Consider the following 20,084-nt stretch of genomic DNA (forward strand, 5'->3'; position numbering starts at 1 on the left):
ACCTGTTTCATGAAAACCATGTACCACCTGCTTCCAGCCGAGGCCTATACCTCGCAAGCCTGGTTCGATCGCGAACAGCTTTTGATTTTTTCACGCTCATGGCGCTATGCGGGACTGACCGAGGACGTGTCCGAACCAGGTAGCTATATCTCGGTGCAGGCGGGTTTGAACAACATTTTCATCGTCAAGGGCCGTGACCATCGCCTGCGCGCATTCCACAATATTTGCCGCCATCGCGGCACGCAGTTGATCCGTGCCGTCGGCAAAGCTCAAAAAGCGCTGACATGTCCCTATCATGACTGGACCTACGATCTGGAAGGCAACCTTATTTCGGTGCCAGATGAAACCCGTGAATATCCAAACGGAATTGATAAGTCCTGCCTTGGCCTGAAACCGGCGGCCGTGGATGTCTGGCGCGGCATGCTGTTTGTGCACCCTGATCCGAATGCGCCGACGCTTGCCGAATGGTTCGGGGATGTCGATCCGCTGCTGGGACCCCATAAACCCGAGGAACTGGTGGAATTCCCGGATGCGCGCAAGAGCTATGAAATCAAGGCCAACTGGAAGATCGTGGTTGAGAATTACATCGACGTCTATCACCTGAGCCATCTGCACTCCAACACACTGCACATGTATGACCACGCCAAGGCTGAATATGGCTGGAAGGGACCTCATTACCACTTTTGGGAGCCACCTTCGCCGGATTACGTCAAAGATCTGGAAAGGAACCTGCCCACCCCGCGCGTCATCCCCGAACCGCATTTCGGCACGTGGGTACCCATGCTGTTTCCCGGTATCGGGATTGGCGCAAGCGAAGACAGTTGGAACATCTTCATTGTCACACCGCTTGGGCCGGACCTGACTCGTGTCGAGAATCGAACCAAACTTGCGAATGCTTCGGACTGGGAATTCACCAAACAAGGCTGGAGCAGCTCGCAATTCTGGAAGGGCTTCGGGGGTCCAAAATACGACGAACATGACGCCACTGGTGAAGACGACCCGATGGCATCCGGCGATTTTACCGCCGAGGATATCTATGCCTGTGAACAGCAACAAAAATCCCTGACCAGCCCGTATCTGGAGATCGGTCCTGCCGCGATCGGTGAAAGCCCGATCACTGGCCATCAGCGGGCCATACTCGAATTCATGAAGGCGCAGGAAACGTGAATCGTATTTCCGCGACGGCATTGGGCGCAACTCTTGCCGCAGGGTTGTCTTACGCTGCTCCAGCGGACTTGCCCGAAGATTTGGTTGAACGTTACTTTTCGACCATGAAGATGACCGGGAGCATGGTCAATTTGGTCGACTGGCATCCCGGTGCGCGTCATACCATCACAATCAAATATGGCCGGGGGCAAGCGGATGATGCTTTCGGTTACGCTATTTCCGATTGGAAAAGCTTGCCGATTTGGAGCCAGGAACCTTCGCATAAAGAGGCGACGGAGGGGTATGTCGAAACGGCACGAAACGGGCCGGTAATCTCGTCAGAAACAGTCGACAACGGCACCTTGGTCACGGCTGTTTCCCGGATCGACTATGATTGGCAGGGGGTTTCCGGCCAAGCCAGCCAGATGGACCAGTTCCTCGTCGTGACATGGCTCGGCACTCCGAAAATCAAATCACTGGAAACAACTATGGATTATCGCTGAGGCTCTGATGACACGAAACTTTCATACTCTGGCCGTGTCCGAGATCACCCCCGAAATCAGCGGTGCGGCGACCAGCGTAGCTTTCGACATCCCATCTGACCTGCGCGATGTATTCACATGGAAGGCAGGTCAGCATGTGACAGTACGATTTACACTTCAGGGCAATGAAGAACGTCGCAGCTATACCATATCCAATCCACCCGGCGCTGCCTTGCGGATCACGGTGAAACGAATAAAGGGTGGCAAGGTGTCCAACTATATTGGCGACAGCCTTCGCGTTGGCGACCTTATCGATGTCATGCCACCGTTCGGGAATTTCGCCCTGACACCCGGAGCCACCAAGCGCCGAACGCACTATTTCTTTGCTGCTGGCAGCGGGATCACTCCGCATTTTGCAATGATTAAGGCGGTGTTAAGCGACGAACCTCACTCCGTGGCTCATTTGGTCTACGGAAACGCGGGGGCAAAGAGCATACTGTTTTCTGAAGACTTCGAAACATTGGTCTCATCCCATCCCGAACGTCTCACGGTGCGCCACGTACTGTCAGCACCTTCGATTTGGAGCTGGTTTACCCCGTGGAAGTCAGGCCGCATCGACGCATCCGCCATACAGGAAGCAATTGCTGAAACCCCACCTGTCGCGCAGGATGCGCACTATTGGATCTGCGGCCCCGGTACAATGAACAGTGACGTGAAAGCGGCGCTCATGTCGCTGGACGTACCGGCCAACCGCATTCACATGGAAAGCTTCGGTGGCACTGTTATCAATGAATCACAGCCCTATGGTGTCGCCGCCACCGCACGGGTGTCGCTGGATGGCGCCACCCATAGCGTGCCCGTCAACGCCGGAGAGACACTGCTAGCCGCGTCCCTGAAAGCCGGTCTGCGACCGCCATATAGTTGCCAGTCCGGGGTTTGCGGAGCCTGCAAAGCGAGCCTGACAAAAGGCAAAGTACACATGGCTGCCCGTATGGCGCTGGAAGACAAAGACATCGCCAACGACGAAATACTGACGTGCCAGAGTTTCCCTCTGAACAGCGAAGTAGCTTTTGCCGTCAAACGTTAGTGGAAAGTCTGGCATCCTGTTGCCGACCCAGCACCTGTGAACACCAACACTCTGGTGGTGGCATAGTCTTGGTTCGAAGGGCAGTTTTCAATACCTAAGCGCAAGCCGCTGCTTTTTACTGTTGCTTTAGGCGAATGGACCAACTCCTTCGACTTGCGTGCTGGCAGTCAAGCTGGGTCTCGCCTTGGGCGGGATGGTCGGAACCACCGATCCTGTGGACGATGGCGATTGGCCTGCCGTCTAGTGGCAAATCTCCTGGTTTGGACGCTGTGCTGACGCCGCTGCGCAAGGCCGAGCGTGAACTTCGCAAGACATCCGAAAGCGAGCTGGCCCAATGGCGCGAAGCGGCAGAGATCGCCAAGATTGCCGAAAGCACTTGGAAAGAAGCGACTAAGGCAGCACTCAAGGACGGTTCGACACCGCCGGAGCGGCCAGAGGCGGCCAATCCTGGTCAGGAACCGTTCTTGCCGCGTCTCTGTGTGGCGGACGGCACTGTGGAGCGCCTGGCTGTGATCTTGGAAAAACAGGCCCGTGGGACACTGGCGGCAAGGGACGAACTGGCGGGTTGGTTGCAAGGCATGACCCGCTATTCCGGCGGCGGGTCGGATCGCCCCTTCTGGCTCGAAGCCTATGGCGGACGCGCCTATACGGTCGAACGCATGGGACGTGATCCCGTATACATAGATCGGCTCTCCATTGGCGTTATGGGTGGTATCCAGCCCGACAAGCTGAACGGGTTGCTGATCAATTCTGATGACGACGGTCTTTTGGCAAGGTTTATGCCGATCTGGCCTGACCCCGTGCCGATCCAGCGCCCACAATCCATACCCGACGATGCGTTCATAGAGCGTGCGTTAAGCAGGCTCCTGTCCCTACGTATGGTAACGGACGAATACGACGTCACGCGGCCCTGGCTCATTCCGTTTACGGAAGAGGCCCGCGACCGTCTCGATACGTTACGTAGCCATATAAGGGGATTGGAGGCCCAGGCGGACGGGCTGCTGCTCTCGTATATAGGGAAGCTCCCCGGCATGGCTATTCGCCTTGCCCTGGTGCTGTCTTACCTGGATTGGGCAATTGGCATCAACGAAGAAGCGCACCAGGTCAGCGCGGAAGACTTCGACCGGGCCGCAATGTTCGTCACGTCTTATGCGCTTCCAATGGCACAGCGCGCCTATGCCAGCGCGTCACTGTCCAAAACGGAACGCGCCGCGCGGCGGCTGGTGACTGTTATCCGGGAGCAAGGCTGGGAGCGTTTTACATCCCGTGAGGTCTTGCGCCTGGATCGGTCGGGGTTGGGGACTGCAAGTGAATTAAACCAGGCTCTCAAGATATTGGAAGAAGGCGATATTATCCGACTGGTAGAGCAACCCTCAAATCCGACAGGTGGGCGGCGCTCGCGCCTCTACATCGTCAATCCAGCGATCCACCAAACGGGCGCATGACCAGCCCAATGACAAAACCGACAAAACTGACAGAACCTCAAGGCAGACGGGTTTTGTCGGTTGTGTCGGTTTTGTCAGGGAGGTTTTACAGGACAGGCGGAATGCAAACCTTTGCCTCTAGCGCTATGAACACGAACTTTGCGGACAAAGCTGACTTTAGCGACATCCTGCGTTAGCGTCGGGTCACGGAGGAGAAGAATTGTCACAACGGGTCACTGGAGGATGCAAGTGCGGTCTCGTGCGATACGAAGGCAAACGCCTCGATGCGCCTATGTTTCGTTGCCACTGTCGAGATTGCCAGCAGCTTACCGGCGCGGGTCATTCGGAGATGCTACCGCTTGCCATCGGTGAATTCTCGATCAGCGACAGCGTGAATTCATACGAAATGCTAGGAGGTTCGGGCCAACCGACTTTCAGTGGTTTCTGTCCAAATTGCGGGTCACAACTTACGAGGAACAGCAGTCGGATGAGTGATCGGATATACGTCCACGCGGCATCGCTTGACGATCCAAGCCACTATCGCCCGGAAAAATCCATCTATGCCGCTTCAGCTCAAAGCTGGGATAAAGGCGCCATTATTGAGAGCGAATAAGGGCTCACACCGGTCATCCGACGCATTGTGTTAGGCTAGCGGCCTTTCCCGACCTGACTAACGGCGGCAATGCGGGACTTAGCTGTCGTTGAATAGCTTCGAGCCAGACTTTTTTATTTACGCCATAAACCCAGTAAGCAAAAGTAACTTTGAATGCAGGATGGCCATTGAAACTTCTTACTCACTTGATGGCTATCGCCACAATTTTGTTTGCACAGACAAGCTTTGCAGAAGGCACTCGCTTTGGTCGCCTTGACGGGTCATACCTCATCGCCAACCTTGAAAAAGAGGGAATCTGGTCTGCCGAGTTCAATGAAGCATTTATCAAGTACACCTGCTTAGAATGCGCTTCTCCGGTCACAGCTATCTTGGAAGCCATCACGCCTTATAGGTTTGAACACTATGGAAGTTTGAGCGAAAGGTATCTTTCGGAACGTAAGATATTTTGTGCAGAATTAGTGGTAAGCGGCACCGGTCGATGCCTGAAGACAAGTTCAACACGTATGCGCGGAGGCGCTTTATCAGGATTTGTCTCTGAGAAAGACATTGCAAGTCGGCGGGAGATCGAAATCGTGTTCTTTTACCATGAAAGAGAGTTTGGCCCTGAATTAATCCGAACCAAGATATTGCTCGAAGATGGAGCAATCTTACCAATTGATGCCTTAGAAATGTTTCGAGCGCATATGGCAAAACTTACGGTGTTCTGGTGAAGGAACAGTTTGCGTAGCTTGTAAGTTTGGGCTCGGAGCCGACATCCGATCCTGTCACTCAAGCAGTTGACGGACAACTTGGCGACCAGTGTCGGTAAAGTGCCGTAAGCGGCCTAATGCACCCGCATCAGCCAAATTACGCAGCGAAGGCGGCTTTGGGCTGCCACCAGACTATGCCCACCGCAAAGAATGGCAGCAGTGAGCCCATTGCGTCGGATGCGCCGCTGGTTATGTATGTTCGTAGTCGGGAAAGCAAAAAAGCCATATGAAGAAATTCTTACTCATCTTGTTTTGTTCAGTCGGAATATTGATAACTCTACCTATAGTACTGGCTATAGTTTGGTGGAGTTGGAGTCATTTTGTTCAAAGCCCGCGATTTGCTTCTACGTATTTTGAGGGCTTGCTAGATATCGAAGACGTAGTTGAAAGCCGCCGGTGGCATTGGGGCAGTCACCCTTGGGCTGACAACGTATTTGGTTGTTCCTATGCAATTGCAAATATTTCAAGGAACGCTTCATTAACCCCACCAATGAACTGGCAGGCCGATTGGGTCGAAACGCCGGTGGCCATTCCTGATGGTCGCCACGATATCCTTGGAGCGTGCACCTATCTTTGGCCAGAAGAGCTTACCGCTCGACTAATCCAAGTGCATGAACAACCCGGTTCATATTATTCCTTCAACTCAGAGACCTTGTTGCTTTATTCACCCCGAGAAGGAATCGCCGCAAGAATACGCTTCGGTGATTGAGCCGTCATTGGAACAAGCGTAACAAATGGCGGCTTTGTCCGCATTGCCGCCGTTGGTGGCGATTAATTTACACCTGCAGCTAAGGTCTGCTTGGTGGCCTTCGTGGAAAACCTTGCGGTAAAGACCAGCAATCGCGGTCTGGTACCCTTGCCCAACATGAATTCTTGTCTGCATTTTTTTTGGGGGGGGTTAATTGGGGGATAAAAATTATTCTTTGCGAATTTATTACTTAATATCAAGAGTTTAATATGTATTTGTGGCGGAGAGACAGGGATTCGAACCCTGGGTGGGCTTGCACCCACAACGGTTTTCGAGACCGCCCCGTTCGACCACTCCGGCACCTCTCCGCGGGGGTCTGTGAGGGGGGGATTTAGTGAGGAACGTGCAGGGGTGCAAGCAGAAAATTCCTCAATTCACCGACACCGGCATTTTCCATTGCCAGCGGGCATAAAACCCCTAGGCTTTGTTTCATGACCTACCATCTGCGCCAAATTGTTTTCCCGCTTCTGTTCGCAACGTTTGCCATGTGCATTGCAGCGGCTCCGTCTATGGCTGCCAATCGAGACCGGATCGAAGCCTTTTTGACCACCACCGGATTTGATGTCGCGCTGGAAAGCATTGCGTTTGCGTCCGCCTCGGCCCCTCAGATGCTGGGGATAGATCCGGATGGATTCGGGTCGGACTGGGCGAGGCTGACAGAAGAAGTATTCGATACGGAACAAATGCACGAAACCGCCGTATCGATTCTGGAACAGACGCTGAGCGATGAAGCGCTCAATCACGCGGTCGACTTTTATGCGTCGGATCTGGGGCAACGGCTGGTCGAGGCCGAGAATGCAGCGCACATGGATGAGGATGACGATGCCAAGCAAGCTGAAGGCCAGAAAATAGTCTCTAGCCTGATCAAGGAAGGCTCTTCGCGGGTTGAAAGCCTGAAGCGGATGAATCGCGCGGTTGACGCCAGTGGCACATCGCTGCGGGCACTGCAGGAAATTCAAGTGCGCTTTCTGCTGGCAGCCAGTGCTTCGGGCGTCATCGAACTGCAGCTAAACGGCGACGAGCTGCGCGAGATGTTGCGCGCGAATGAGGGTGATATGCGCCGGTCCTTGCAATTGTCCGCGCTTGCAGGGGCGGCTTATACCTATCAGGACTTTTCTGACGACGATGTGGATGCGTATGTCGAGGCTCTGGAACAACCCCTTATGCAAGAGGTCTATGAACTGCTGAACGCCATTCAGTACGAGATCATGGCAATGCGGTTCGAAGTTCTCGCGTCACGCATGGCCGAGCTGAGGCCGGCTCAGGACATCTGATGCGGCAGTTGATCGCTTTCACCATTGCTTTGACAGTTTGGGTGGGCCCGCTGCAAGCCAACGAGTATGTTGGCCGTCTGACGCGCGCGTTGCATTTGGATGATGTCGTGGGAATTCTCAGCCAGGAAGGGATGGTTCAGGGGCGTGAACTGGATGAGGCTCTGCTGGACGGGCAGGGTGGGGCTTTCTTCCTTTCGCAGGTTGAGGATCTGTATGATCCCAAGTGGATGAAGGAAAAGATTGAGCAGGCTTTTGCCGCATCCATGACAGACACTCAGATGGAACAGGCTGCCATCTTCTTTGAAAGTGACCTTGGGCAAACGATCATCTCATTGGAAAACTCGGCGCGCCGTGCATTTGCGGACGAGGCAGTCGAAGAAGTTGCGCGCACTGCCTATCGGAAGGTCGACAGGGACTCTGTGAATTATCGGCTGGTCGACGAGTATATTCAGGTCAACGACCTGATCGAACAGAATGTTCAGAATTCGCTCAGCTCCGACTATAATTTCTATCGTGGAGTTTCGGCTGGCCAAGGTAGCCCAGCGGACGAAAGCACCCTGTTGGCCGAGTTGTTGGCACAACAAGACGACACCAAGGCGGAGACAGAAAAGTGGGTGTATTCCTTTTTGCTATTGGCCTATCAACCACTGACCTCAGCACAGATGCGAGAGAATATCGCCTTCTCACGAACCGAGGCGGGCAAGGCTTTGAACCTCGCCATTTTTGAAGGTTTTGACGACATGTACGATACGATCTCGTTCGAACTCGGAAAGGCCGTGGCGCAGGCGCTGAATGCATCCGACCTTTGACCCGGGTTTTGGGTTGACTTTTACAAGCAAACTCAGGATAAGCGCGCATCCCGGCCGGAATCTCCGCGCCGGGTCTCGTTATTATTTGACCTGAGGGGTTCGCTCCGGGGTCGTCACACAGCCCGAAAAGGGCGCGCTGTTCGAGGTGGCCTAGGCCAAAACACCCAAACGGGGACCACAGAACGCGGTTAGACAAAGGAAAGACGCATGTTTGCGGTCCTCAAGACTGGCGGCAAGCAGTACAAGGTTCAGGCGGGCGATATGCTCCGTGTTGAAAAACTGGCTGCCGACGCAGGTGAAAAAGTACAATTCAACGATGTTCTGATGCTGGGCGGCGACGCTCCGGTTGTTGGCGCACCTTTCGTTGAAGGCGCAGGCGTTCAGGCCGAAGTGATCGAACAGGTCAAAGGTGACAAGGTCATCAAGTTCGTCAAGCGCCGTCGTAAGCACAGCTCGAAGCGTACCGTTGGCCATCGTCAGAAACTGACACTGGTCAAGATCACCGACATCCTGTCGTCGGGCGCTGACAAGTCGGGCATCAAAGCTGCAACCGGTTCGGCTCCGGCTGGCGAAGCTGCTCCGGCAGCAAAGCCTGCCAAGAAAGCTGAAGCCAAAGCGGAGGCACCTGCTGCTGCCGCTGACGATCTGACCAAGCTGAACGGTGTCGGCCCCGCCGCCGCCAAAAAGCTGGCAGAAGCCGGTATCGAGAGCTTTGCCGCTCTGGCTGCCTTGTCGGACGAGCAGATTGCTGCTATCGAAACGGTCAAAGTGAAACCCGAATGGGTTGAGCAGGCCAAAGAGCTGGCCAAAGGCTAAGGAGAGAGAGAATGGCACATAAGAAAGCTGGCGGTTCCTCCCGTAACGGTCGCGACTCAGCGGGTCGTCGCCTTGGCGTGAAACTCTATGGTGGTCAAGCGGCCATCGCAGGCAACATCATCGTACGTCAGCGCGGCACCAAGTTCTGGCCGGGCGAAGGCGTCGGCATGGGCAAGGATCACACCATCTTTGCAACTGTTGATGGCGCCGTGAAGTTCCACAAGGGACTCAAAAACCGCACCTTTATTTCGGTCCTGCCAGTGGCGGAGGCCGCAGAGTAAGCCGAAACCCAGAAGGTTTAAGAAAAATTCATGGGGGACCGGCAGAAAATGCCGGTCCCCTTTCTCGTTTTAACGCAGTTTTGATCGAAAGCTCCGATGACTGACGCAGCAAGCAATATTCCGACCTTTACGCAAGGCAGGGTTGAGCACGCGGTTGAAGATCGCCTGGGGCGAAAATATCTGATGTGGGCGTTAATTGGTTTTGTTTTTGTATCCGCATTTTTTGAGTTGTTCGGAGGAGGACCGCACTCATGAAACTTGAGACGATAATAAACCAGCCGGTGATTGAAACCGAGCGGTTCGATCTGCGCCCGTTGCGCCGGTCGGATATGGGTCTCATTGAACACTATGCAGGCGACGAGCGCGTGGCGCGCATGACAACAAGTATTGCCCATCCGCTGCCGCCCGGATCTGTTGAAGCTTTTGTTACGCGTTCGATGGCCGAAGATCGGGACGAAGATGTCTGGGTCATGGATGCCACCAAGGACAGCGGACCGGAGCTGATAGGAGTGATCTCGCTGAAGCGATTGGATCGCAACCAGTCCGAGGTCGGTTACTGGGTTGCTCCGGTTTATTGGAATACGGGTGTTGCGTCATTGGCCGTCGAGGCGCTGGTGAACGCCAACCCGCTGGAAAACGCCACGATGTTCGCCAGCGTGTTTCAGGACAACCCGGCCTCGGCCCGGGTGCTGACCCATTGCGGGTTCCAGTATCTGGGTGATGCAGAAAGCTATTCCGTGGCGCGCGATGCGAATGTGCCCACCTGGACTTACAGTAAAAAACTCTGACTTGTGGCCGATGGGGCCTTTGCAGTAGGGGACACACATGAAATTTCTCGATCTTGCAAAGGTCTACATCCGGTCCGGGGCCGGAGGTGGCGGCTGCGTCAGCTTCCGACGCGAAAAATACATCGAATACGGCGGTCCCGATGGCGGGGACGGTGGTAAGGGCGGTTCGGTCTGGGCCGAAGTGGTCGACGGGCTGAACACTCTGATCGACTTCCGCTATCAACAGCACTTCTTTGCCAAGAACGGCCAGCCTGGTCGCGGTCAGCAACGCACCGGCAAGGATGGCGACGACATCATTCTGCGCGTCCCTGTCGGCACCGAGATTCTCGATGAGGACGAAGAGACCGTCATTTGCGATCTGACGCAGGTGGGTGAGCGGTTCTTGCTGGCCAAGGGCGGCAATGGCGGCTTTGGCAACCTGCATTTCAAATCCGCCACCAACCAGGCGCCGCGCCGCGCCAATCCGGGGCAGGCCGGGATTGACCGCACCATCTGGCTGCGGCTGAAGCTGATTGCGGATGTCGGCCTGCTGGGCATGCCAAACGCCGGGAAGTCGACCTTTCTGGCGGCAACTTCGAACGCACGACCAAAGATTGCTGATTATCCGTTTACGACCCTGCATCCTAATCTGGGCGTTGTCGGTGTTGATAACGTCGAATTTGTGGTGGCCGACATTCCCGGTCTGATCGAAGGCGCGCACGAGGGCCGTGGTATCGGAGACCGCTTTCTGGGCCATGTAGAGCGTTGCGCGGTTCTGCTGCATCTGGTCGACGGGACATCACAGACGGTCGCCGAAGACTATCGGACGATCATACATGAGCTTGAAGCCTATGGTGGTGAACTGGCCGAAAAACCCCGGATCACGGTCCTGAACAAGTCTGACGCTTTGGATGAAGAAGAACTGCAACTTGCCAGGTCCGAGCTTGAAGACGCCGTTGGCGGCCCGGTCATGACCATGTCCGGTGTCGCGCATCAGGGTGTAACCGAGGTTCTTCGTGCTCTACGTACCCAAATTGATGAAAACCGCCTGCGGCAAAAACCCACTGAGGAGGCCCAGCCTTGGCAACCCTGACTGCCGCCAAACGCCTGGTTGTCAAAATCGGGTCTGCGTTGCTGGTGGACCGCGAGACGGGTTTGTTGCGTTCTGAGTGGTTGCACTCTCTGGCCCAAGACGTTGCCTGGCTCAAAGGGGAGGGCGCAGATGTCATTCTGGTATCTTCGGGGTCCATTGCATTGGGGCGTGGTGTCCTTGGCCTGACTGGGACAAGTTTGCCACTTGAACAATCTCAAGCCGCTGCCGCAGTCGGTCAGATTAAACTTGCACGGGCCTACGAAGAGGCTTTGGCGCCGCACGACATCAAGACAGCGCAGGTTCTCGTAACGCTAGAAGACAGTGCGGACCGCCGCCGTTATCTGAACTCACGCGCCACGCTGGAAACGCTGTTGGGTATGGGTGTTGTTCCGATTGTTAATGAAAACGATACAGTTGCCACGGATGAGATCCGATATGGAGACAATGATCGTCTGGCGGCACAGATCGCGGTGACGGTTGGGGCCGATCAGTTGATCCTGTTGTCCGATGTGGATGGTTTTTATTCCGGCAATCCCAGCGAGGACCCCTCCGCTACGCGCTATGACGTGATCGAACACATCACGCCCGAGATCGAAGCGATGGCAGGTGATGCCGGGTCGGGGCTGTCAAAAGGTGGGATGAAGACCAAATTGCTGGCTGGCAAGATGGCAGTCGCTGCGGGTTGCGACATGGCGATTACTGAAGGTTCACCGTTGAACCCGCTGAAAACGCTGGAAGACGGTGCCAATTGCACCTGGTTCACCGCAACGCTCGACCCACATGCTGCCCGCAAGCGTTGGATTTCCGCAATGAAACCGCGCGGAGAGATCACGGTGGATGAGGGCGCCGCGCGCGCGCTTGCAAACGGCAAGAGCCTGCTGCCCGCCGGTGTCGTCGCCGTAAGTGGTGATTTCGGGCGCGGTGATCCGGTTGCGGTTCAAGACCCAAGCGCGCGGCGTCTGGCGCAAGGCCTCAGCCGCTATACAGCGCAAGAGGCTGACGCCATCAAAGGGCGCAAATCCTCGGAAATCGAGGCGACGCTGGGTTATCCTGGCAGGGCCGCTTTGATCCATCGCGACGATCTGGCTGTGTAAACACGCAAGCCGAAATACAAATTGCCGACCAGAAAGGCACAAGACATGAAGGATTTCGATAACATCCCCGCCCTGATGGCCGACCTTGGAAAACGCGCCAAAGCCGCGTCGAAGGAACTGGCATTTGCCAATGCCGAGCGCAAACACGCCGCTCTGATAGCGGCAGCGGACGCCGTTTGGAAGAACCGCGCCCAGATCATCGAGGCCAATCAGAAGGATCTTGAATTTGGCCGCGACAAGGGTTTGAGCCCGGCGATGATGGATCGTTTGATGCTGGACGACGCTCGCATTCAAGGCATGGTCGATGGCTTGCGTACAGTAGCCGACCAAGCGGATCCTGTTGGCGAAGTGCTGGCCGAATGGGACATGCCGTCGGGGCTGAACATTCAGCGCGTTCGCACACCTCTGGGTGTAATCGGAGTCATCTATGAGAGCCGCCCCAATGTTACGGCTGATGCGGGCGCGCTCTGTTTGAAGTCGGGCAACGCGGTCATCCTGCGCGGCGGGTCCGAGAGTTTTCATTCATCGACCGCCATTCACGCTTGTCTCGTCGAAGGATTGAAGGCTGCAAACCTTCCGGAAGATGCAATTCAATTGGTGCCGACACGCGACCGGGCAGCGGTTCAGGAATTGTTGACGATGACAGATTACGTGGACGTCATTGTTCCGCGCGGCGGTAAAGGTCTTGTCGGTCTTGTCCAGCGTGAGGCACGAGTGCCGGTTTTTGCGCATCTCGAGGGAATCGTGCACATCTACGTCGACAAATCCGCCGACCCTCAGAAAACGCTGGATGTGGTTCTGAACGCCAAAACCCGCCGGACCGGAATTTGCGGCGCGGCCGAATGCCTGCTGATTCACAGAGACATCGCAGACAGTTTGGGGCGTGACCTGATTGCGGCGCTACTGGCTGCCGGGGTTGAGGTTCACGCTGAGGGACCGCTGGCGGGTGACGGAACCATTGCGGCAACCGATGCGGATTGGGGCAAGGAGTTTCTAGACAGCATCATCGCGGCGAAACCGGTCGCGGACGTTGATGAAGCGATTGACCACATCCGGCGGTATGGCTCGAACCATACCGACTGTATCATGGCAGAAGACGGGCAGGCCGCAGCCCGGTTCTTTGAACGGCTGGACAGCGCGATCCTGATGCACAATGCGTCCACGCAATTCGCGGATGGTGGTGAGTTTGGAATGGGTGCCGAAATTGGAATTGCCACCGGCAAGATGCACGCGCGGGGACCGGTTAGCGCGGCTCAGTTAACCAGCTTCAAATATCTGGTGCGCGGGAACGGGACCACACGCAGCTAAAACCGAATGGCGACTCGCGTTGTGGCGGTCTCAACCGCCACGCGCCGCCCCATTGCGGTCGCAGTTTCTGGCAACAGGGCGAACTGCACTTGCGCGGGCGTCACCTTGACCGGGTGGTGTTTGCCGGTCAGACCTTTCCACAGCCCTGCGTCAACCTTCATGGTGTCCGCCGAGCCGCTGACGAGCCAGGTGTCTCCGGTAACGGTAATCTCGACCTCCCCGCCCATTGGCATGGCGCTTTCACAGCACAGTAAAGCAAGGAATGCCAGTTTGACCTGATTACGCGGCATCGGCTCGGTCACGTGCCAACGCACGCGGACCCGGCTGGCCTGTTCGATGTCTTTCAGCAGGTTGTTCACCTCGGCACGTCCCAGCGGTTGATCACTGGCGGCACCGAAGGCCACGCGGAAGAACCTGATCTTGGCGCCCGCGCTGCCGACACTGCCCGAGATCAGCTCCATCTCGGGGCCTTGTGACGCGCCAACCATCTCCAACAGCTCCAACCCGTTGGTAATTGCCCCGATCGGGCTGATCAGATCATGGCAGATCCGGGAACCGATCAACTCGGCCAGGTTGACGTTCGTGTCGCCCATGCGTACCTCCTGCTGCATCTGCCGCCGGACCGGAGCCACGACATGACAGACCTAAATGCCATTCTTGCACCGGGCATGTATGTCCGCCACCCGGATTTCCCCGAATGGGGTATCGGACAGGTGCAGTCCAACATAGGCGGCAAGATCACCGTGAACTTTCGCGAGCAGGGGAAAGTGGTAATCGATGGGACACGCATAGCCCTGATGCCTGTCTTTGATCCGTGAAACTGGTTTAGAAAAGGTTAACAACCTTGACCAGAGTGCACTTGTTGCCTTGCCCCCGACATCTGCGGTATCAGCGCAAAGATTGAACAACGGATAGACCCCTTTGATGCCGGATACTGGCCTTTCTTTTGCAGTCAAACTGGTCGAGACCCAGGCCGAGTTGCGCGCTGCACAGCGGCTGCGATACGACGTCTTCGTTCGGGAGCTCGGCGGCGGCGGAGAAATGGTTGACCATGATGCCGGGTTGGAACAGGACCGGTTCGATCCCTATTTCGACCATATGCTGGCAATTGACGATTCAACTGGCGAAGTTGTGGGCGTTTACAGGCTGTTACCGGGTGAACGTGCAGCAGAACTGGGGCAATTTTATTCCGAGGATGAATATGACCTGACCGTTCTAAAACAGAGCGGACGCAAACTGCTTGAACTCGGCCGCTCTTGTTTGCATCCCGACTATCGAGGCGGCACAGCGATGTACCACCTCTGGAACGGCCTGGCTCGGTACGTCACAGAACGAGGGATAGAGGTGCTGTTTGGCGTTGCCAGCTTTCATGGAACAGACGTGCGGGAACTGGCGCAACCTTTGTCGATGCTGCACCACAACCATCTGGCACCGCCTGAACTTCGGGTTAAAGCGCAACCTGACGTGTTCCAATCGATGAACCTTGTGGCTGCCGACGCGCTGGATCGACGCGCCGCAATGGTTCAAGTGCCCTCTCTGATCAAGGCATATCTGCGGCTGGGCGGGTTTGTGGGCGAGGGGGCTTTTATCGACCACGCTTTTAACACAACCGATGTGTGTCTGATCCTGGATACGACCCGGATGAACGAGCGGCAGCGTCGCATCTATGGCGGAGCTTGAGACGGTGAGCGAGACTTCTTGGCAAAGCGAGGACGCACCAGAACCGGTAGAGCTGGGTGTTTTCGGTTGGGTTTTGGCGGTTCTGCGCGGGCTGCCGCTGGCTGTGCTGGTCTTCGGCGGGTTGTTCGTCCTGCTGGCCATCCGTCTGATCGAGCAACCGTTCTTTGGAATGCGCCGTCCCGTCTCGTCTTTCATCCCGCAATTCGTCTGTCGCAACGCGTTCCGAATCCTCGGCATCGGGTTCCGGACGTCAGGAGAATTGATGCGCGAACGCGGAGCGGTGGTTGCCAACCACACGTCCTGGCTGGATATCTTTGCGCTGAATGCCCGCAAAAGAGTTTACTTCGTTTCCAAGGCCGAGGTTGCGAAATGGCCAGGGATCGGCTGGCTGGCCCGCGCAACGGGCACCGTGTTCATCGAGCGTGACCGCAAAAAAGCGCGAGAGCAGACGCAGATTTTTGAGAACCGTCTGAAAGCGGGACACAAGCTGTTGTTCTTTCCTGAAGGAACTTCGACAGACGGGTTACGGGTTTTGCCCTTCAAAACAACACTTTTCGCGGCGTTCTTCGCAGATGAGCTGCAAGATTTCATGTACGTGCAGCCGGTTTCGGTCATTTTCCATGCCCCCAAGGGGCAACCCGAAAGGTTCTATGGCTGGTGGGGCGATATGGACTTCGGGCCCCATCTGCTCAAGACATTGGGGGCACGCAGGCAGGGTTCGGTCGAGTTGATTTATCACTCTCCGGCCCGGGTCAGCGATTTTCCAGATCGCAAGGCACTCGCTGCGCATTGCGAAGAGGCGGTCCGGCACGCCCACGCGTTGGCTCGGCTCGAAAAATAAGGGCGATTGGCACTTGCGCTGCGTTCAATCCTGCCTTATACGCGCGCCATTCAAACCCGCAGGCGGGGTTTGGGCTTTTTGAGGGAGACATCCTCATCAAGACCGCCGGTTGGAGCATCCGCTTCTTTCACCCCCGCTCAGGCGTAAACCGGAAAAGGAAACATAGCATGGCTCTTCCCGAGTTCACCATGCGTCAGCTGCTGGAAGCTGGCGTTCACTTTGGTCACCAGACACAGCGTTGGAATCCCCGCATGGGCCCGTTCATCTACGGCTCGCGCAATGGCATCCACATCATGGACCTGACCCAGACCGTTCCGATGCTGGATCAGGCGCTGCAGGCCGTTCGTGACACCGTTGCAAAAGGTGGCCGCGTTCTGTTCGTTGGTACCAAGCGTCAGGCCGCTGGCCCGATCGCGGAAGCGGCTGAAAAATCGGCTCAGTACTACATGAACCACCGCTGGCTGGGCGGCACGCTGACCAACTGGAAAACCGTTTCCCAGTCGATCAACCGTCTGAACCAGATCGACGAAGCGATGGAATCGGGTGCTGAAGGCCTGACCAAGAAAGAGCGTCTGGGCATGGAGCGTGACCAGGGCAAACTGCAGGCGTCGCTGGGCGGTATCCGCGAAATGGGCGGCGTTCCGGACCTGCTGTTCGTCATCGACGTCAAGAAAGAAGCACTGGCCATCGCCGAAGCCAACAAGCTGGGTATCCCGGTTGTGGCTGTTGTCGACACCAACTGCTCGCCCGATGGTGTTGACTACATCATCCCCGGCAACGACGACGCAGCCCGCGCGATCTCGCTATACTGCGACCTGGCCGCACGTGCCGCTCTGGACGGTATGACCGCTCAGCTGGGTGCTGCAGGTGTTGACCTGGGTGAATTCGAAGAAGCTCCGGTTGAAGAAGCCGTTGCGGAAGAAGCGCCCGCAGAAGCAGAAACACCTGCCGAAGCGTAAGCTGCCCGTCACGTAAATGACATATGGGGCAGGGTATGACCTGCCCCAATTCCGTTTGAATTGAGGAGAGCCAAAAGATGGCAATCACAGCAGCAATGGTTAAAGAACTGCGCGACCAGACCGGCGCAGGCATGATGGACGCGAAAAAAGCGCTGACCGAAACCGAAGGCAACATGGACGAAGCCGTTGATTGGCTGCGCACCAAAGGTCTGGCCAAAGCGGCCAAGAAATCGGGCCGTACCGCAGCAGAAGGTCTGGTAGCAGTCCACGTCGATGGCGGCAACGGCGTTGCTGTTGAAGTGAACTCGGAAACCGACTTCGTTGCGAAAAACGCCGAGTTCCAGGAAATGGTTGGCAAGATCGCATATGCGGCCGAAGGCGTTGACAATGTCGAGGCTCTGCTGGCTGCTGATCTGGGTGGCAAGTCCGTTGCTGACACCCTGACCGACAAGATCGCCACTATCGGCGAGAACATGTCGGTGCGCCGTATGGCCAAACTGTCGGGCGACACAGTTGTGTCCTACGTCCACAATGCGGCAACCAATGGCATGGGTAAAATCGGTGTTCTGGTTGCTCTGTCCGGTGGCGATGAAGCCATCGGCAAGCAGATTGCGATGCACATTGCCGCTGTGAACCCGGCTGCTCTGTCCGAAGCGGACATGGATCCGGCAGTTGTCGAGAAGGAAAAGCAGGTTCAAATGGACATCGCCCGCGAATCCGGCAAGCCGGAGCAGGTGATCGAAAAGATGATCGAAGGCCGCATGAAGAAATTCGTCGCCGAATCGACTCTGCTGAACCAGCAATTCGTTGTGAACCCCGATCTGACCGTAGAAGCGGCGGCCAAGGAAGCCGGCGCAACCATCACCGGCTTCATCCGTCTGGAAGTTGGCGAAGGCATCGTGGTCGAGAAAGAAGACTTCGCTGCCGAAGTTGCCAAAGCCGCTCAGGGCTAAGGCATGTCGCGGCCCGTTCGCCGGGCCGCACATTTCGAACCAAAGCAACCGGTTACGCAATGCGTAGCCGGTTTTTTTACGACAAAACGGCGATCGAAAACTGGACGAGCTGTGTGGAGATAGATTGAGGGGCCCCGCATGATGGGGATGGTCGAGGCCCCCCAAAATTTCCGACCCAGGTACGTGGACGAATAGACGCCCCTGAGACAGAGCGACCGGAGAGCTCTGATATAGCAAAGATCCGATCAAATGTTCCCTGGCTAAAGCCACCACTCACGGAACAGTATCACTCTGCAATTTTAAGCGCGGATAAGGAAGTAATGTTTTCCTTACCTAAGGTAAGCTGACGCATTTTTGCGTCAGTTTTGTGGTCATTACACTTCCATGACAAACATCTGGTTTTGCAGTGACGCCTTGAGAACGGCCTGCGCGGTCGTTTCAACACACAGTGCCTCGCGCGCCAGGCGCAGATGCTTTTCAACTGTGGCTGATGTCAGCCCCATCAGCAGTGCGATGTCCTGTGTCGTCTTGCCATCGCCAACCCATTGCAACGCTTCACGCTGGCGCTTGGTCAACGCCCGGTTCGGCGCGTTATAGGGCAGGGTGAGGATCTTGAGATGCGCCATGTTGTTCATCAGCAGGATGTCATCGCCATGCTCATCCCAGACAGCATCTATTTCGTCCTGTGACATGTCCCCGTAATGCGCCATCGAAATCGCGCCCTTCGACCTTAGCGAGACCGAAGTGAAGCTGACCGTGAAGCCGACAGTTGCGCCCTTGGACTTGTTGAACTCGTAGACCTGCCGCTCCTCTGGGGTCATGGTGCCGCTGGACATTGCTTCCTGAATCATGCGCCAACTGGCAGCACCTTCGTTGGCCAACGCCCATTTGAGCATGGGTGCGTGGAAATACAGACCTGACCGCAGGAACCCGTCCAGATACTCTTTGCAGTGGTTGGTCAAAATCACGAAATCTTCGGGATCGCCCAAGGACGTCTCGGTTCTGTACTGCGTGTAGCCGTACAGCAGCCGATCAAATCCGTACTTTGCCATTTGACGGCAATGCGCATCCCAAAGCTCTTCCAGCGTCTTGGCGTAGCTTAGAAAGTTGAGATACTCGTTCAGGTTCATTCCGAGCTCTCCTGTCCGAGATGCGCGGCCAGCGCATCCAATGCCAGAACATAACTTTTGGCGCCAAATCCACAGATTTGTCCGATGGCAACCGGCGCGACAAAGGACTTGTGGCGGAACTCTTCGCGCGCGTGGATATTGGAAAGGTGCACTTCGACCACTGGAACTTGCGTCGAGGAAATCGCGTCCATCATTGCAACCGACGTGTGTGTGAAAGCACCGGCATTCAGTACGATCCCATCCTGCTTTCCGCGCGCTTCATGGATTGCGTCGATCAGCGCCCCTTCATGGTTGGATTGGAGATGTGTGATGTGCTGTCCCAACGTGTCACCGTGAGATCTGCACAGGTCTTCTATCATTTCGAGGGTCGTATGGCCGTATACTTCTGGTTGTCGAGTCCCCAGAAGGTTCAGATTCGGGCCATTCAGAACCAGGATGTTTTTCATTTCTTACTGTCCCCATGTCCTATTTTCATAAACCCGATTTCAAGGAGCGTCCAGCCACCTCTGCCCTCATGAGGCGAACCGTGATTCTTTATGCTGGCGTGATATGAATGGTAAGGATGTAAATTTGGTCACATATCGGTTCCCGGCGAAACAACTTTTCCGTGAACAGATCGACGATTCCGCTTGAAGGTTACCAATTCGAAACACTGAACTTGCCCGCAAACCGACCCGGAACTCCAGGTAAAACATTTCTCGGCTGACGTGCAGTAAATTGGTATTTGCGCTTCTTTCTCTTGCTTAGATAGATCTGATTGCGTTGGATTAGTGTCAAATGCCACCGACGTGGCGGAACATCCTTGCATTTTCAGGCCGCGGCAGGTGGCC

Annotated in this window: 24 protein-coding genes and 1 tRNA gene; 21 read left to right on the top strand and 4 right to left on the bottom strand. The window is 55.9% G+C overall.

The genetic code is table 11. The features are described from left to right. Positions 1 to 9 precede the first annotated feature (9 nt). The 7 genes from AC2TEL_RS02970 (at position 10) to AC2TEL_RS03000 (ending at position 6,210) form a co-directional block, all read left to right on the top strand. Positions 10 to 1,167, top strand: a complete 1,158-nt coding sequence (locus tag AC2TEL_RS02970) for an aromatic ring-hydroxylating oxygenase subunit alpha (protein WP_480901749.1) — start codon at positions 10 to 12, stop codon at positions 1,165 to 1,167. Further along, positions 1,164 to 1,649, top strand: a complete 486-nt coding sequence (locus AC2TEL_RS02975) for a hypothetical protein (protein ID WP_480901751.1) — start codon at positions 1,164 to 1,166, stop codon at positions 1,647 to 1,649. The genes AC2TEL_RS02970 and AC2TEL_RS02975 overlap by 4 nt, the downstream gene beginning before the upstream one ends. A 7-nt stretch (positions 1,650 to 1,656) precedes the next feature. Beyond that, a complete protein-coding gene (locus AC2TEL_RS02980; protein WP_480901754.1) occupies positions 1,657 to 2,715 on the top strand; it encodes a 2Fe-2S iron-sulfur cluster-binding protein in 1,059 nt (352 codons plus the stop codon). Positions 2,716 to 2,849: 134 nt separating this feature from the next. Then, positions 2,850 to 4,160: a DUF3987 domain-containing protein gene (locus tag AC2TEL_RS02985; RefSeq protein ID WP_480901757.1), complete on the top strand. Its 1,311-nt coding sequence runs from the start codon at positions 2,850 to 2,852 to the stop codon at positions 4,158 to 4,160. A 199-nt stretch (positions 4,161 to 4,359) separates the two neighbouring features. Next, positions 4,360 to 4,752: a GFA family protein gene (locus tag AC2TEL_RS02990; RefSeq protein ID WP_480901759.1), complete on the top strand. Its 393-nt coding sequence runs from the start codon at positions 4,360 to 4,362 to the stop codon at positions 4,750 to 4,752. A gap of 167 nt (positions 4,753 to 4,919) precedes the next feature. Continuing rightward, entirely contained in the window at positions 4,920 to 5,462 is a 543-nt protein-coding gene (locus AC2TEL_RS02995) for a hypothetical protein (protein ID WP_480901762.1), read from the top strand. Positions 5,463 to 5,991: 529 nt separating this feature from the next. Further along, positions 5,992 to 6,210, top strand: a complete 219-nt coding sequence (locus tag AC2TEL_RS03000) for a hypothetical protein (protein ID WP_480901764.1) — start codon at positions 5,992 to 5,994, stop codon at positions 6,208 to 6,210. 257 nt (positions 6,211 to 6,467) lie between these two features. On the opposite strand, the gene AC2TEL_RS03005 is transcribed toward AC2TEL_RS03000, so the two are convergent. Next, positions 6,468 to 6,557, bottom strand: a tRNA-Ser gene (locus AC2TEL_RS03005). A 123-nt stretch (positions 6,558 to 6,680) separates the two neighbouring features. On the opposite strand from AC2TEL_RS03005, the gene AC2TEL_RS03010 reads away from it, so the two are divergent. The 9 genes from AC2TEL_RS03010 (at position 6,681) to AC2TEL_RS03050 (ending at position 13,691) form a co-directional block, all read left to right on the top strand. Further along, positions 6,681 to 7,523, top strand: a complete 843-nt coding sequence (locus AC2TEL_RS03010; protein ID WP_480901765.1) for a DUF2059 domain-containing protein — start codon at positions 6,681 to 6,683, stop codon at positions 7,521 to 7,523. Further along, positions 7,523 to 8,332 (top strand): DUF2059 domain-containing protein, encoded by an 810-nt coding sequence (locus tag AC2TEL_RS03015; protein WP_480901767.1) that lies wholly within the window; start codon positions 7,523 to 7,525, stop codon positions 8,330 to 8,332. Before AC2TEL_RS03010 ends, AC2TEL_RS03015 begins: the two co-directional genes overlap by 1 nt. A 207-nt stretch (positions 8,333 to 8,539) precedes the next feature. Further along, a complete protein-coding gene (locus AC2TEL_RS03020; RefSeq protein ID WP_480901770.1) occupies positions 8,540 to 9,148 on the top strand; it encodes a 50S ribosomal protein L21 in 609 nt (202 codons plus the stop codon). An 11-nt stretch (positions 9,149 to 9,159) separates the two neighbouring features. Then, positions 9,160 to 9,429, top strand: a complete 270-nt coding sequence (gene rpmA, locus AC2TEL_RS03025) for a 50S ribosomal protein L27 (protein ID WP_010440093.1) — start codon at positions 9,160 to 9,162, stop codon at positions 9,427 to 9,429. A gap of 96 nt (positions 9,430 to 9,525) precedes the next feature. Beyond that, a complete protein-coding gene (locus tag AC2TEL_RS03030) occupies positions 9,526 to 9,684 on the top strand; it encodes a hypothetical protein (protein WP_480901773.1) in 159 nt (52 codons plus the stop codon). Next, complete coding sequence (locus AC2TEL_RS03035; RefSeq protein ID WP_480839706.1) at positions 9,681 to 10,217, top strand: GNAT family N-acetyltransferase; 537 nt, start codon at positions 9,681 to 9,683, stop codon at positions 10,215 to 10,217. Before AC2TEL_RS03030 ends, AC2TEL_RS03035 begins: the two co-directional genes overlap by 4 nt. Positions 10,218 to 10,254: 37 nt before the next feature. Beyond that, positions 10,255 to 11,289 carry a GTPase ObgE gene (gene obgE / locus AC2TEL_RS03040; protein WP_480901776.1) on the top strand — a complete coding sequence of 345 codons (1,035 nt, stop codon included), beginning with the start codon at positions 10,255 to 10,257 and terminating at the stop codon, positions 11,287 to 11,289. Further along, positions 11,277 to 12,383: a glutamate 5-kinase gene (gene proB / locus AC2TEL_RS03045; protein WP_480901778.1), complete on the top strand. Its 1,107-nt coding sequence runs from the start codon at positions 11,277 to 11,279 to the stop codon at positions 12,381 to 12,383. Before obgE ends, proB begins: the two co-directional genes overlap by 13 nt. Positions 12,384 to 12,428: 45 nt before the next feature. Continuing rightward, on the top strand, positions 12,429 to 13,691 hold the full coding sequence (locus AC2TEL_RS03050; protein ID WP_480901781.1) for a glutamate-5-semialdehyde dehydrogenase: 1,263 nt from the start codon (positions 12,429 to 12,431) through the stop codon (positions 13,689 to 13,691). Here the strand turns inward: AC2TEL_RS03050 and AC2TEL_RS03055 are convergent. After that, positions 13,688 to 14,284, bottom strand: a complete 597-nt coding sequence (locus AC2TEL_RS03055; protein WP_480839714.1) for a histidine phosphotransferase family protein — start codon at positions 14,282 to 14,284, stop codon at positions 13,688 to 13,690. The genes AC2TEL_RS03050 and AC2TEL_RS03055 overlap by 4 nt on opposite strands. 42 nt (positions 14,285 to 14,326) lie before the next feature. On the opposite strand from AC2TEL_RS03055, the gene AC2TEL_RS03060 reads away from it, so the two are divergent. The 5 genes from AC2TEL_RS03060 (at position 14,327) to tsf (ending at position 18,124) form a co-directional block, all read left to right on the top strand. Then, on the top strand, positions 14,327 to 14,509 hold the full coding sequence (locus AC2TEL_RS03060) for a DUF3553 domain-containing protein (RefSeq protein WP_480839716.1): 183 nt from the start codon (positions 14,327 to 14,329) through the stop codon (positions 14,507 to 14,509). Positions 14,510 to 14,615: 106 nt separating this feature from the next. After that, positions 14,616 to 15,371 carry an L-ornithine N(alpha)-acyltransferase gene (gene olsB, locus AC2TEL_RS03065; protein ID WP_480901783.1) on the top strand — a complete coding sequence of 252 codons (756 nt, stop codon included), beginning with the start codon at positions 14,616 to 14,618 and terminating at the stop codon, positions 15,369 to 15,371. Then, positions 15,358 to 16,212: a lyso-ornithine lipid O-acyltransferase gene (gene olsA / locus AC2TEL_RS03070; RefSeq protein ID WP_480901785.1), complete on the top strand. Its 855-nt coding sequence runs from the start codon at positions 15,358 to 15,360 to the stop codon at positions 16,210 to 16,212. Before olsB ends, olsA begins: the two co-directional genes overlap by 14 nt. 167 nt (positions 16,213 to 16,379) lie before the next feature. Then, positions 16,380 to 17,171: a 30S ribosomal protein S2 gene (rpsB, locus tag AC2TEL_RS03075; RefSeq protein WP_480839721.1), complete on the top strand. Its 792-nt coding sequence runs from the start codon at positions 16,380 to 16,382 to the stop codon at positions 17,169 to 17,171. A gap of 77 nt (positions 17,172 to 17,248) precedes the next feature. Further along, positions 17,249 to 18,124 carry a translation elongation factor Ts gene (gene tsf / locus AC2TEL_RS03080; protein ID WP_480839722.1) on the top strand — a complete coding sequence of 292 codons (876 nt, stop codon included), beginning with the start codon at positions 17,249 to 17,251 and terminating at the stop codon, positions 18,122 to 18,124. A 374-nt stretch (positions 18,125 to 18,498) separates the two neighbouring features. On the opposite strand, the gene AC2TEL_RS03085 is transcribed toward tsf, so the two are convergent. Further along, on the bottom strand, positions 18,499 to 19,254 hold the full coding sequence (locus AC2TEL_RS03085; protein ID WP_480839724.1) for an autoinducer binding domain-containing protein: 756 nt from the start codon (positions 19,252 to 19,254) through the stop codon (positions 18,499 to 18,501). Next, the gene (aroQ, locus tag AC2TEL_RS03090) at positions 19,251 to 19,700 is read right to left on the bottom strand and encodes a type II 3-dehydroquinate dehydratase (protein WP_480839725.1); all 450 of its coding nucleotides are present in this window, start codon (positions 19,698 to 19,700) and stop codon (positions 19,251 to 19,253) included. The genes AC2TEL_RS03085 and aroQ overlap by 4 nt, the downstream gene beginning before the upstream one ends. Positions 19,701 to 20,084: the final 384 nt, after the last annotated feature.

It is taken from the genome of Ruegeria sp. HKCCD9138 (assembly GCF_057220975.1).